11 protein-coding genes are annotated in these 13517 nt (G+C 40.8%); 7 read left to right on the forward strand and 4 right to left on the reverse strand.

All coding sequences use genetic code 11. The features are described from left to right. Positions 1 to 35 precede the first annotated feature (35 nt). The 4 genes from DIZ80_11225 to DIZ80_11240 all read right to left on the reverse strand — a co-directional run bounded on the left by DIZ80_11225 (position 36) and on the right by DIZ80_11240 (position 5851). Positions 36 to 2531: a DNA topoisomerase I gene (locus tag DIZ80_11225; GenBank protein RDH82836.1), complete on the reverse strand. Its 2496-nt coding sequence runs from the start codon at positions 2529 to 2531 to the stop codon at positions 36 to 38. 87 nt (positions 2532 to 2618) lie between these two features. After that, positions 2619 to 3110 (reverse strand): hypothetical protein, encoded by a 492-nt coding sequence (locus tag DIZ80_11230; protein RDH82837.1) that lies wholly within the window; start codon positions 3108 to 3110, stop codon positions 2619 to 2621. A gap of 119 nt (positions 3111 to 3229) precedes the next feature. Further along, the gene (gene dprA, locus DIZ80_11235; protein RDH82838.1) at positions 3230 to 4351 is read right to left on the reverse strand and encodes a DNA-protecting protein DprA; all 1122 of its coding nucleotides are present in this window, start codon (positions 4349 to 4351) and stop codon (positions 3230 to 3232) included. 276 nt (positions 4352 to 4627) lie between these two features. Further along, positions 4628 to 5851: a peptidoglycan-binding protein gene (locus DIZ80_11240; protein ID RDH83159.1), complete on the reverse strand. Its 1224-nt coding sequence runs from the start codon at positions 5849 to 5851 to the stop codon at positions 4628 to 4630. A 155-nt stretch (positions 5852 to 6006) separates the two neighbouring features. Between DIZ80_11240 and DIZ80_11245 the strand changes: the two genes are divergently transcribed. The 7 genes from DIZ80_11245 to DIZ80_11275 all read left to right on the forward strand — a co-directional run bounded on the left by DIZ80_11245 (position 6007) and on the right by DIZ80_11275 (position 13457). Continuing rightward, entirely contained in the window at positions 6007 to 6513 is a 507-nt protein-coding gene (locus tag DIZ80_11245; protein RDH82839.1) for a peptide deformylase, read from the forward strand. Beyond that, on the forward strand, positions 6513 to 7463 hold the full coding sequence (locus DIZ80_11250) for a methionyl-tRNA formyltransferase (protein RDH82840.1): 951 nt from the start codon (positions 6513 to 6515) through the stop codon (positions 7461 to 7463). Before DIZ80_11245 ends, DIZ80_11250 begins: the two co-directional genes overlap by 1 nt. 93 nt (positions 7464 to 7556) lie before the next feature. Further along, positions 7557 to 8906, forward strand: a complete 1350-nt coding sequence (locus tag DIZ80_11255) for a 16S rRNA (cytosine(967)-C(5))-methyltransferase (protein RDH82841.1) — start codon at positions 7557 to 7559, stop codon at positions 8904 to 8906. Between the two features lie 195 nt (positions 8907 to 9101). Further along, positions 9102 to 10478, forward strand: a complete 1377-nt coding sequence (locus tag DIZ80_11260; protein RDH82842.1) for a Trk system potassium transporter TrkA — start codon at positions 9102 to 9104, stop codon at positions 10476 to 10478. A 53-nt stretch (positions 10479 to 10531) separates the two neighbouring features. After that, positions 10532 to 11941: a potassium transporter gene (locus DIZ80_11265; GenBank protein ID RDH82843.1), complete on the forward strand. Its 1410-nt coding sequence runs from the start codon at positions 10532 to 10534 to the stop codon at positions 11939 to 11941. Next, complete coding sequence (locus DIZ80_11270; GenBank protein RDH82844.1) at positions 11941 to 12504, forward strand: SAM-dependent methyltransferase; 564 nt, start codon at positions 11941 to 11943, stop codon at positions 12502 to 12504. Before DIZ80_11265 ends, DIZ80_11270 begins: the two co-directional genes overlap by 1 nt. After that, positions 12501 to 13457, forward strand: coding sequence for a hypothetical protein (locus DIZ80_11275; protein ID RDH82845.1), 957 nt, complete (start codon positions 12501 to 12503; stop codon positions 13455 to 13457). The genes DIZ80_11270 and DIZ80_11275 overlap by 4 nt, the downstream gene beginning before the upstream one ends. Positions 13458 to 13517 lie beyond the last annotated feature (60 nt).

A 13517-nucleotide genomic window follows, 5' to 3' on the forward strand; every position in this document is an offset into this window, starting at 1 on the left:
GGGTATACCTTCATAACGTGAGATAGAGCAGGTTGTTAATCTGCTGATTTCTTTTTCACTGCTTTTTTCTTTGCGGTTTTCTTTTTAGCGGCTTTTTTCTTTACTGTCTTTTTCTTCGCGTTTTTTTTCTTTACTGTTTTCTTTTTAGCCACTTTCTTCTTCGCGACCTTTTTCTTGGCAGCTTTTTTCTTTTTGCCTTTTCTTTCTGGAGCGGCTTCAATTAATGCCTCGCACTCTGCAAGTGTCAGGCTGGCAGGTTCTCTGTCTTTAGGTATTTTGGCGTTTTTATTGCCATCAGTTATGTATGGGCCATAACGACCGTTCAGCACCTGTATTTCAGAGTCATCGAATGTTTTGATGTATTTGTTTGCTTCAAATTCCTTCTTTTCACGAACAAGAATCATCGCGGTTTCAAAATCAATATTGTAAGGGTCTACACCTTTTTCCTGGAATTCCTTACGAATTGAAACAAAGAACTTACCGAATTTAACGTATGGGCCAAAACGACCGACATTAGATGAAACTTCTTCACCTTCATCCGTTTCACCAAGTAGCCTTGGAAGAACAAATAAGTCATAGACATTATCCATTGTAATGTCATTCATTTTCTGCCCGGGTTTTAAGCTGGCAAAACGTGGTTTGTCTTCATCGTCTTTATCACCAATTTGTGCAAACGCACCATAAGGCCCCATGCGAACAGTAATGGGTTTTCCACTTTCTTTATCTGTGCCTACATCACGACTTTGAGCAACATCTGCACGGCTGACATTTTCATCTATGTCTTCTACTTTCTTAATGAAAGGTGTCCAGAAGTTTTCCATGAGTGGTAGCCACTCGCTTTCGCCACGAGAAATAGAATCAAGTTCATCTTCCAGGCGTGCGGTAAAGTCGTAATCTACGTAGGTTTCAAAATATTGAGTTAAGAATTGATTAACAATTCTGCCCATATCTGTAGGTGTAAAACGACGATTCTCGTTTTCTACATATTCACGATATACCAGTGTAGAAATTATATTTGCATAGGTAGAAGGTCGGCCAATGCCGTATTCTTCTAATGCTTTTACCAGGCTTGCTTCAGTATATCTTGGTGGTGGCTTGGTAAAGTGCTGGTTAGTGATAACTTCCAGCAACCTTAACTCTTCACCTTCTGTTAATTCAGGTAAAAATTTCTCATCGTCATCTTTTTTCTTGTCGTCTGCTTCGTTATCGCTTTCCGTTTCGGCATCATCCTGATCTTCCATATAAACAGCCATGAATCCCGGGTGTTTAATTGTTGATCCATTTGCACGGAACTGATTGGCATCGCCACAGTTTAAATCAACTGCAACTGTATCTAATGTGGCCTGCACCATCTGGCAAGCAACGGTACGTTTCCAGATGAGCTCATATAGTTTGAATTGATCAGGCTTTAATGCGCTTTTTATCTGGTCGGGGATATGATTTGCCGACGTTGGGCGAATTGCTTCGTGAGCTTCCTGCGCATTTTTAGATTTATTTTTAAATACACGGGCTTCATCTGGCAGGTTTTCTTTGCCATAACGATTTGAAATTAATTCACGTAATTCATCTAATGCATCTTGAGATAACATTAATGAGTCGGTACGCATATAACTAATTAAACCAACAGTTTCACCGCCGCCTATATCAATACCTTCATATAATTGTTGTGCGGTTCGCATTGTTCTTTGTGCTGAAAACCCGAGTTTTCTGGAGGCTTCCTGCTGTAATGTCGATGTGGTAAAAGGTGGTGATGGATTTCTTTTGGTTTGTTTCTTGGTTATTTTAGAAACGACCAGTTTGCCATTGGAGGCACTGAGTAATGATTTTTGAGCGGTTTCAGCCAGTTCGGTATTATTTATTGTGAACTGAGAAACTTTTTCATTATTGTAAATGCGCAGTTTGCTAGAAATCTTTTTATTATCTTTTTCAGTGTCAGCAAGGATAGTCCAGTATTCTTTTGAATCAAAAGCTTCTATTTCTTCTTCGCGGCTAACAATCATACGCAATGCAGGGCTTTGTACTCGACCTGCAGATAAACCGCGTTGAATTTTCTTCCATAATAATGGTGAAAGGTTAAAGCCCACCAGATAATCTAAGCCACGTCTGGCCTGTTGAGCATTAACCATCGGCATAGATAATTCACGTGGATTATCTACCGCTTCTCTTAATGCGCGTTTGGTAATTTCATTAAAGGCAATCCGGTGAACTGTTTTGTCTTTGAGTGAGCCGTCTTCTTTCAGTAATTCATATAAGTGCCATGAAATGGCTTCTCCCTCGCGGTCGAGATCGGTCGCGAGATAGAGGGTGTCGGCTTTTTTAAGGGCTTTCTTTATGGCATCAACATGTTTCTCATTTTTTTCAATGAGCTGATACTTCATGCTGAAGTGATCATCCGGGTCTATGGCGCCTGTTTTAGGTATCAGGTCACGTACATGTCCATAAGAAGCAAGTACATGAAATCCTTTGCCCAGATATTTTTTTATGGTTTTGGCTTTTGCCGGAGACTCTACAATTAACAGGCTATTACTCATGTAATACTCATGATTTTTGTTATTTTTAATAAATTATGTTTTTGATGGTAGTAAATTTTTTTCAACTTTGTGTAATTTTTTAACAAATTAGTTCAGGTAATTAGATTCATTTGTATCAAAAAGCTGGTTTTCCATCCATGCATACGCATTTTCTTCACCTGGCTGGCTGTACAGTACAATCATAATAATCCATTTAAGCTGTTCCAGTTCAAGTTCTACATCCAGAGCGATGACACGATCCAGAATCACTTCGCGGCTAACATCTGAAATTACCTGACTTTGTTCCAGGTGAATCAGAAAGCTAATGCATTGAGGGTCTAGCAGCATTTTTTCAAGCTCACTAAAAATCCGCACGGATTGTGTACTGATTATGGGGCTATTTTCAGAGGAAGATAACAGGTCAGTATGAATATTGGCCAGATCTTCTAACCAGTCAAAGGCCAGTAAAATTTCATGCTGTGGGAAACCTAAGTTTTCCAGATGGTCGAACATCTGTTCGTTTTCCGGAAAAATCTGACTTTCATCAGTGATGATGTTTTCAAATAAAAACATCAAAACATCAACTACATTTTGTTTCATTCTTTCTCTCTTAGTTTTCACGCTATTTATAAATAGTGTGAAAAAACAACAACTTTAATCTCTCATAACAATAATTCATTGTGTTAGGAGTCATGCTTTTCTTGTGATTCATACGCTTATCAGGCGCGTGAATATAACCCGTTTTGCGAAACAACCTGGTCTTTTAGCTCGAGTATTAAGAGCATTGAGGCAATGTCAGACGCATTTAAATGGCTGCGTTCTACTAGTTCGTCAATCCCGACAGGTTCAAACTCCATGTGTTTTAACAGAGTCTGGTAACTGGAATCAAGCCCATCCAGTGAATTATTTTCAGGGGATTGTCGTGTTTCTGCGGCGCTAGTATGGCGAATTGGAATGGAATTTACCAGTGGTAACAGTTCTTCAAGGATATCTGAGGCTGTTTCTACCAGCTTAGCGCCTGATTTAATCAGCTTATGACAGCCTTTTGCCAGAGGGTTATGGATTGAGCCCGGAATGGCAAAAACTTCTCGTCCCTGCTCCATGGCGTGGCGTGTAGTAATGAGTGAACCACTATTTACTGCGGCCTCTGTTACTAATGTGCCAATACTCAAACCACTGATAATTCTGTTTCGTCGAGGAAATAAGCCTTTATGAGGATCAGTGCCGACGGGTGATTCGGTAATCAGGCAGCCATTTTGTGAAATTGCTTCAGCCAGCCGGGTATTCGCTTTGGGGTAAATGGTATGCAAACCATTCGCAACCACAGCTACGGTGCCGGCTATACCCTTTAACGCACCCTGATGGCAGGCTGCATCGATGCCATGAGCCAGACCACTGGTGATGGTCAGGCCTGCATTAGATAAATGACGGGCAAAATCTTCAGCTATCTGTTTGCCAGCCGCGGTGGGCGTGCGACTACCAACCATGGCGAGCTGGGGTTGTTGTAAGTAATCAATATCACCAATGTAAAACAGGGCATAAGGTGGATCGTTTATTTCCAGTAACTGTTGGGGAAAATTTTTATCATCCTGAAACAAAATGCCATGATCTGCATGGTCAAGCCAGGCCAGATCACGCTCGATGTCTTTATTATCAATACCCTGAATTCTGTTTATCTGTGCATCCGTTAGATGAACTTTGTTGAGCTGGCTTATTGAAGCATCAAAGATATCACTGGCACTGGAAAACTGATCTAACAGCTGATGTATTATTGAAAAGGGCAGGTTACAGCGTACCAGCTTGAGCCGGTTATGTAGGTCATTATCGGATAATGCTGCCATAACGTGTCCATATGAGGTGGTTTAGAGCGATAGTTTATAGCTAAAGAATTCAGGATGGCAAATGGAAGTGTTTATTTTTGTGAGTTATCGGCTGAAATATTCTGGCTTTGTGTTCTGTGTCACCCGTTCTGCTTAAATTGTTAAACTGGAGTGTTTGGCAGAAATTGTTACCAGGTTCTGGTGTTTGCCATTTCGTTTCACACAAATAAAAACTGGCCCCTAATCATTAGGCGGCCAGTTCAAGTTTCATGCTTTATAGTTATTATGGGTCAAAATTTATCTTGGTTTATCAACCTTGTCGCCATTGCTAATTGTGCGGGTTGATTTAAGTATCAGGCCATAACTAACCTTATCAAACACCTTAAATAACATCATAAGGCCGCTTCGTTCATCTGGTAATAAGATTTCCAGTTTATCTTCATCGTCCCGATCACGACTGGTGCGGTCAAGGAAACGATCTTTTGCGTAACCGCCTGCCTGGTAGGTGGCGAGCAAATGGCCTACCTCAAGGTTGTCATTACTGCCTCGGTTGATAACCGCTACCTGATATTTTGCTATAGATGAAATTGCATCAAATAGAGAAATGACTTTTCCATCAACATAGTTGTCTGGTAGGCGAGGGAAGTATTGCTGGTCAATAGCGCTTTTATCGGTAGGTAGTAAACGATCACCAACCAGAACTTCACGTGAGGTGCTTAGTAGAAGGCCTGAAGAAGGTGTGGCGTATTTGTGTATTCTAATTTCACCCGCATAAACAACCTCAAAACCCAGTAATTCATCTGTGTCCGGGTCTACCAGTCTATTGCCTTCACGGAAAACACTGTAACGGCTACGTTCTTTATCTAACTCGCCTCTAACGTAAACTTTGTTGTTAGCGCCTAAAACAAGATGAGCGTCATCACTGCCTACTATATAAGGTGCATTTGCCCACTCGTCTTCAGATACAACCCGTGGTCGGGTCAGGAACTGGCGAACAGCATCTGCTGGTATGCTTGGGATTGCTTCATTCAGGGTTTGTCTATGAATTGAAGGTGATAATTTAACAACCTTACGGCCACCGGTATCAGTGCTTTCACGGCGAATAACATCTTCGCCTTCCGCAGCGCGTGCAACCTGTATTCTAGGTACGCCATTGACATAGGTTAGTGTCAGTATATCTCCTGGATAAATCAGGTGAGGGTTTTGAACCTGTGGGTTACGTTGCCAGATTTCAGGCCAGAACCAGGGGTCCTGTAGAAACATACTGGCAATATCCCAGAGCGTATCGCCCTTTTTCACGATATACTCACGGGGGTGATCAGCGGCTAACTGAAAACTTTGTGTGCTTGTAGCCTCATCTTCACTGGCTTCAGTAGCGTCGGGTGTATTAACGGGTTCAATTGAGCCAGACTGTGGTTCAAATGGTGCTGGTTCGTTATTTTTTGCCGTAGGTGTGCTAGAGCAGGCAGAAATTAATGCTGCAGATGCAAGTAAGAGTGCAAAGCGTCCATATTTGGGCATGAGTGCTTTAATATCCAAGGTATGAATCCCCATATTTATCCGTGGTTTTCAAGAGTTTAGCTGATAAACTTGAATTAATGAAGTAAGTTTGTTCAGTAAATAATAGTTTATTTACAGGTTTTTTTACTGTTTATTAAAGAATAAGTGAGATTTGTATGTCCATACTGGAAATTTTGAAGTTTCCTGATGACCGATTACGTACCATAGCAAAGCCTGTGGAAGCGGTTACCGAAGAAGTAAAACAGTTAGTTGATGACATGTTTGAAACCATGTATGCAGCACCGGGTATCGGGCTTGCAGCTACTCAGGTTAACGCGCATAAGCGTATTGTGGTGATAGATGTATCGCCAGATAAAGATGCACCATTGTGTCTGATTAACCCTGTTATTACGGCAAAAGATGGAATTGAGCAACATGAAGAGGGTTGTTTATCTGTTCCGGGTATTTATGAAACCGTAGAGCGGGCCGAGCGTATCGAGTTTACGGCACTGAATAGAAATGGTGAAGAATATAAAATGAGTGCGGATGATTTGCTGGCAGTCTGTGTTCAGCATGAGTTAGATCATTTACAGGGTAAGCTGTTTGTTGATTACCTTTCTCCGCTGAAGCGTAATCGCATTAAAAAGAAAATGGAAAAACATCAGAAAACGGCGGATATGTAGTGAGTGACAAACCCCTGAAGATAATTTTTGCGGGTACGCCTGATTTTTCGGTAGCACCTTTAAAAGAGTTGATAGATTCTGAGCATGATGTGGTGGCAGTTTATACCCAGCCTGATCGTCCAGCTGGCCGCGGCAGAAAACTAAGCCCAAGCCCTGTAAAAGCCTGTGCGCTTGAGTATGGGATTCCTGTTTATCAGCCAGAAAAATTAAAAGCAGCAGAAGACCAGCAGCCTCTTATTGATTTAAAGGCGGATTTGATGGTGGTTGTGGCATATGGAATTATTTTGCCAGAAGTTGTACTTAATGCGCCCCGTCTCGGTTGTATTAATATTCATGCCTCTTTACTGCCTCGCTGGCGGGGCGCTGCTCCAATTCAACGTGCCATTCTGGCTGGTGATACCGAGTCAGGTATTACCATTATGCAGATGGATATAGGGCTGGATACGGGTGATATGTTGTTAAAGACCAGATGTGATATTGAAACGGATGATACCGGTTCCAGTTTGCATGATCGTCTGGCGCTAATGGGAGCTGAGGCATTAATGGAGGCGCTACCAGGTATAGCAAATGAAACCTTGAAAGGTGAGAAACAGGATGAAAGTCTGACAAACTATGCAAATAAATTGCAAAAAGCCGAAGCGTTGATTGACTGGAATAAATCGGCAACTGAATTACAGCGTCAGGTAAATGCATTTAATGCATGGCCGGTAGCGCAAACACCAATTGAAGTTAAAGGTAAAACGCAGATGTTGCGTATCTGGAGAGCGCAGGCGGTAGAAGGTTCCGGTGAGCAGGCTGGAAAAGTAATTAGCTGTAATAAGCAGGGTATTGATGTTGTCACGGGAGAAGGGCTTTTGCGCTTGTTAGAAATTCAGATGCCGGGCAAAAAACCGATGGATGTAAAAGCCTTTGTGAATGCAAATGATATTAGTGGAATACTATTAGGTTAAATTAAATTTACATCCGCGTTGTAGTTGATATTTAATACAGCGGTCACAAAAATTACAATAGCCCGTAATGACAGGTTGCAGTACAAGAAACTCATGACAAACAAACAAAACGATACATCAATTACATCCAGAAAAGTTGCTCAGACTATTTTGTTAGCAGTATTAAAAGATGGACAGTCACTGTCATCGCTTACTCATTTAACAGATAATATTGAGCCGCGTGATGCCGCTTTTGCGCGCATGTTAAGTTTTGGTGTATTGAGATTTTATCAACAGCTACAGGGTTTGCTTAAGCCGTATATAAAAAAAGCACTTAAATCAAAAGATCTTGATATTCAGCTGGTTATGTTAATGGCTATTTATCAGATTATGCATACCCGCGTGCCTGATTTTGCGGTTGTAGATAGTGCTGTAAAGCAGGTGCGTAAATCCAGAAAGAAATGGGCTGCCAATATGGTAAATGGTGTGCTGAGAAACTTTCTTCGTGATATTGAAGGTAAAGAGCCTGAAGATGTAATTAATGAATTAACTTCAGAGGAAGCATGTTTTGCACATCCCCAGTGGATAATCGACAGTTTAAAACAGGACTGGCCTGATAGCTGGCAGAAAATACTGGCAGCGAATAATCAACAGGCGCCAATGACTTTAAGAGTCAATCAGCAACAGACGAGTGTTGATGAATTTATTCAGGCACTTGAAAAAGATTCGGAAGTGAGCGCAGAGCAAGTGCCCGGGCTACCATCAGCAGCTATTCTGCAACAGGCTCGAGATGTAAAGCAGTTGCCGGGTTTCAGTAAAGGCTGGTTTTCAGTGCAGGATGCAGGTGCGCAGTTTGCTGCGTTAATAATGCAACCAGCAGCAGGTGATAAAATACTCGACGCCTGTGCAGCGCCGGGTGGAAAAACAGCACACATGTTTGAGCTGCAACCAGATGTGCAGATTACGGCATTAGATATATCAGAAAGTCGGCTGAAACGAGTTGAAGAAAACTGTCAACGATTAGGTTTTAATCCCACGTTAGTTGCTGCGGATGCACGAGCAGTTGATAACTGGTGGCAGGGTGAATTATTCGACAAAATATTACTGGATGTACCTTGCTCGGCAATGGGTGTTATCAGGCGTCATCCAGATATAAAAAGTTTAAGAAGAGAAGATGATATTGAAGCGCTGGTACAGTTACAGCGAGAAATTCTGCTAAAAAACTGGGACTTATTAAAACCCGGTGGTCAACTTTTATATGTAACCTGTTCTCTACTTAAAGCTGAAAATGAACAACAGATAGAATGGTTTCTGGAGCAGGTTGATGATGTTGTCTCGGAAGAATTACCGGACGTTATAACACAATTCAAAAGTCAGTCACCAGTATCTCATGGAGTGCAGTTATTTCCAGTTGATGGCGTAACTGATGGTTTCTTTTATGCGCTGCTAAAAAAAAGTAAATAACCGGCTTAATTCTATATAGTCTGCCTGTATGTAATCTGTTTTCAGATTAATGCTGGGTTAAAAGACAGGTCAGGTTTTAACCTGTGTCATTGAAAGTGTTTAAGAGGTGAGTAGCTGAAAAATTTCACCGTGTTTTACTGGAAAATAGTCCACAAAGGCGTACACTTCGCGAATAAACTTATATGAAATTAAGATATGAAGATTCTAATTCTGGGTGCTGGACAGGTAGGTTCTTCAGTCGCGGCAAATCTTGCGTCTGAAGCGAATGATATTACGCTGATTGATCACCGTGTAGAAGTGCTCAATGAGCTGCGTGATCGACTGGATATACAGACAGTTGTCGGTAATGCGGCGCATCCGAATATTCTCGAGCAGGCGGGAATTGAAGATGTAGACATGCTGATAGCTGTAACCAACAGTGATGAAGTAAATATGGTTGCCTGTCAGGTTGCCTGGTCTTTGCATCACACCCCTACAAAAATTGCCCGTATCCGTTCCATTCAATATTTAAAACACAATGAGCTGTTTAGAGGTAACGCAATTCCAGTTGATGTCATTATCAGCCCGGAAGAAATTGTTACAAATTATATATTTAACATAATTGAATACCCCGGAGCACTACAGGTGCTTGATTTTGCTGATGGTAAAGTCGTGTTAGTTGGTTTGCGTGCATATTATGGTGGGCCGCTGGTAGGGCACCAGTTAAGCGAGTTGCCAAAACATACACCGGGAACCGATACGCGTGTTGCGGCGATTTACCGACGAGGCCGTGCAATTATCCCGATGGGGCATACCGTGATAGAAGCGGGTGATGAAGTGTTTTTTATTGCTGCCCGTGGTGATATTCGTGTTGTTATTCGAGAATTGCGCAAACTTGATAAGCGTAATAAACGCATTATTATTGCTGGTGGCGGAAATATAGGAAAACGGTTAGCCGAGCGACTTGAAAAACGGCATCAGGTAAAAATTATAGAACGTAATGCTGATCGTTCATTTCACCTTTCACAATCGCTGGATAAGTCAGTTGTATTGTTGGGTGACTCGGCCGATGAAGAATTGTTGCTAGAAGAAAACATAGATAGCATGGATGTTTTCATTTCAGTTACTAATGATGATGAAGCCAATATTTTATCAGCTATGTTAGCTAAAAAACTTGGCACAAGAAAAACTATGTCGTTAATAAATCGTCCTGCTTATGTTGATTTAATGGAAAATCAGGAAGCAATTGATGTGGCAATATCTCCTGAGCAGGTCACTATCGGAGCTCTGCTAACGCATGTCCGTCGTGGTGATATTGTTGCTGTACATTCGTTGCGCCGGGGTGCTGCAGAAGCAATAGAAGTGATAGCACATGGCGATAGTGGAAACTCAAAAGTTGTCGGGCATCTTGTTGAAGAGATTGAATTGCCTGAAGGTACAACTATTGGAGCAATTGTGCGGGGTGATGAAGTAATTATTGCACATCATGATACGGTGATTGAAGCTGAAGATCACGTCATAATGTTTCTAGTAGATAAGAAAAAAATTCATGATGTTGAACACCTGTTTCAGGTTGGCATTACATTTATTTAAGGTAGTATTTTTTGCATTTCACAGTCATACAACGTATTTCAGGTATATTGTTAATGCTCTTCAGCTTTACATTAATACCGCCTGTAATTATTGATTTTATCTATCAGGAAAATGCAGCAGATGCGTTTTTCACCTCTTACCTTTCATTGCTGGCCGTAGGATTTGTTTTATGGCTACCCGTAAAAAACTCAAAAAAAGATTTACGTTTAAGAGACGGATTTATAGTTGTTGTATTGTTCTGGTTTATATTAAGTGTGTCCGGTACATTGCCGTTGCTTCTTTATGAACAGTTAGATATTTCTATTACAGATGCCTTTTTTGAATCAGTATCCGGGTTAACGACGACAGGTGCTACAGTATTAACCGGGCTTGATGATTTACCCCATTCAATTTTGTTTTATCGACAGGAATTACAGTGGCTAGGTGGTATGGGTATTATCGTTTTAGCTGTAGCCGTTCTACCTATGCTGGGTATTGGTGGTATGCAGTTATACAAAGCAGAAACACCCGGCCCGATAAAAGATAATAAATTAACACCACGTATTACTGAAACCGCAAAAGCTCTCTGGTATATATATTTAACATTAACCGTAACATGCGCATTATCATACTGGGCTGCCGGAATGAATTTGTTTGATGCCGTAACGCATAGTTTTTCTACGGTAGCTATTGGCGGTTTCTCAACCCATGATGCAAGTTTAGGTTACTTTGATAGTGTGGCAATAAAGGTTGTCGCAATCGTATTTATGTTTCTGGGCGGGGTTAATTTTGCTTTACACTTCGTGGCATTTCGGAACTGGAATGTTAAAGCATATATAAATGATACTGAATTCAAGGTTTATTTTCGTGTTCTAATTTTGGTCTCAATAATCGTTGTTGCATTTCTGCACTTTTCAGGTGCAACTCAAAATCATTCAGATTCAATATTGTTGGGTGTGTTTCATGTGGTTTCAATGGCGACAACAACCGGTTTTTCTACAACTGAATTTCATTTGTGGCCAACAGTTTTACCGGTGCTTTTGATTTTTACCAGTTTTATTGGCGGCTGTGCAGGTTCAACCGGTGGCGGCATGAAAGTGATACGAGTTATTTTGTTATTAAAGCAGGGTGTGCGCGAATTACAGAGGCTGATTCACCCAAATGCAGTGATACTGGTTAAGATTGGAAAAAAACCAGTGGCCGATTCAATTATTGATGCAGTATGGGGTTTCTTTGCAATTTATGTTGCCGTATTTGTGATTATGATGTTGTTGTTAATGGCAACAGGTCTTGATCAGGTAACTTCTTTTTCGGCGGTTGCTGCAACGCTTAATAATTTAGGCCCGGGTCTGGGTGATGTTGCTTCTAATTATTCGGGTATTAATGATTTTTCAAAATGGGTTTTAAGCTTTGGCATGCTTCTGGGGCGTCTTGAAATATTTACGTTACTGGTTTTATTAACGCCTGCTTTCTGGAGAAAATAATGCCTGACTGGGATGTTGTTTATTCGGAAAAATCAATTGCTGATGCAACTCCTTGCAATGTATTGAAAGAGAATGAATGTTTATTGCAGTCTGGAGGTGTGGCGCTTGATTTTGCGAGTGGGCTTGCGGGTAATTCTGTTTATTTGTCTCAAAAAGGATACGAAGTCGTTGCCTGGGATAAATCGTCGATTGCAGTGAATAAAATCAACGAATATGCGGAAGCAGAAAATTTAAATTTGAAAGCTGAAATGCATGATCTGGAAAATAAATTACCAGATGTAAAAAATAAATTTGATGTTGTTGTAGTAAGTTATTTTTTAGATCGTGAAAATTTACGTTATTTATTTCATATTTTAAAAAAAGATGGAATATTGTTTTATCAAACATTTAGCGGCGAACAGTATCAGGGGCAGGGTCCATCTAGATCCGATTTTAGATTGAAGAAAAATGAACTGTTAGGTGTTTTTCCAGATATGGAACTGTTATTTTATCAGGAAGATGATTGTCGCTCAGATGATACTCGTGGAAGGCAGGGACAGGTTTATTTCGTGGCGAAAAAATGAATCAAAAAAAATTATCAAATAAAAAAAGTTCACTGGTATACGATACCAGCTTTAAATTGAGTTACCTTAAACCCGGGTACTGGGGCGTATGGATTGCTGTTGCCTTTTTATGGGTATTAATGTTATTGCCAGGCTCTTTTCTGGATGCGCTGGCAAATAAACTGGGCGATATTTTCAGGAATGTAAATAAAAAGCGTCGCAGAATAGCACGAACTAATATTGATTTATGTTTTCCAGAATTAAATGAGCATGAAAAAAAAGAGCTGGTTAGAAGATGTTTTCGTCATCAGGCAAGAAGTATTTTGTACTATGGAATTATCTGGTGGGCCCCCGGATTTATCTTGAAAAAAAGAATTGTTTTCAAAGGTCAGGAGAATATTGAAAGCTCTTTAAGTAATAATCGGTCAGTGATTTTTATGGCGGCCCATAGTCTTGGTTTGGAAGCGGCTGTTTCAGCGGCGACAATGAATTACCCTTCTTCCGGCCCTTTTAATCCTATGAAGAATAAACTGGTAGACTGGTTAGTGGCGAAAGGTCGTTCCAGGCATGGTGGTATTTTGTATACACGTGACGCCGGTTTGAGACCAATAATTAAAGATGTACGTGGTGGTTGCACTATGTTTTATCTACCGGATGAAGATTTAGGTGCTGATCGTTCTATATTTGTTCCCTTTTTTGGTGTGGAAAAAGCCAGTGTGCCCGTATTAGGCAGGTTGGCCAAATCATGCAAAGCAGATGTGCTTCCCTGTATGGCTTGTTATGATGAAGACAAACATCATTATGTTATTCATGTGTTACCCGCTTTGCCTGATTTTCCAACTGGAGATGATTATGAGGATACACTGGTGATGAATAAATCATTAGAAGAAATAATCAGATTATGTCCGTCACAGTATTTCTGGATTATGAAATTATTTAAAACAAGACCGGATGGGAAACAGAAGTTGTATTAGTCATAAGGTATTCGGTGTGGATCCGGGTAAGTACGGAGCGAATTTCTACTCTTTCCATGT

The organism is endosymbiont of Galathealinum brachiosum, from assembly GCA_003349885.1.
Taxonomy (GTDB): Bacteria; Pseudomonadota; Gammaproteobacteria; order SZUA-229; family SZUA-229; genus SZUA-229.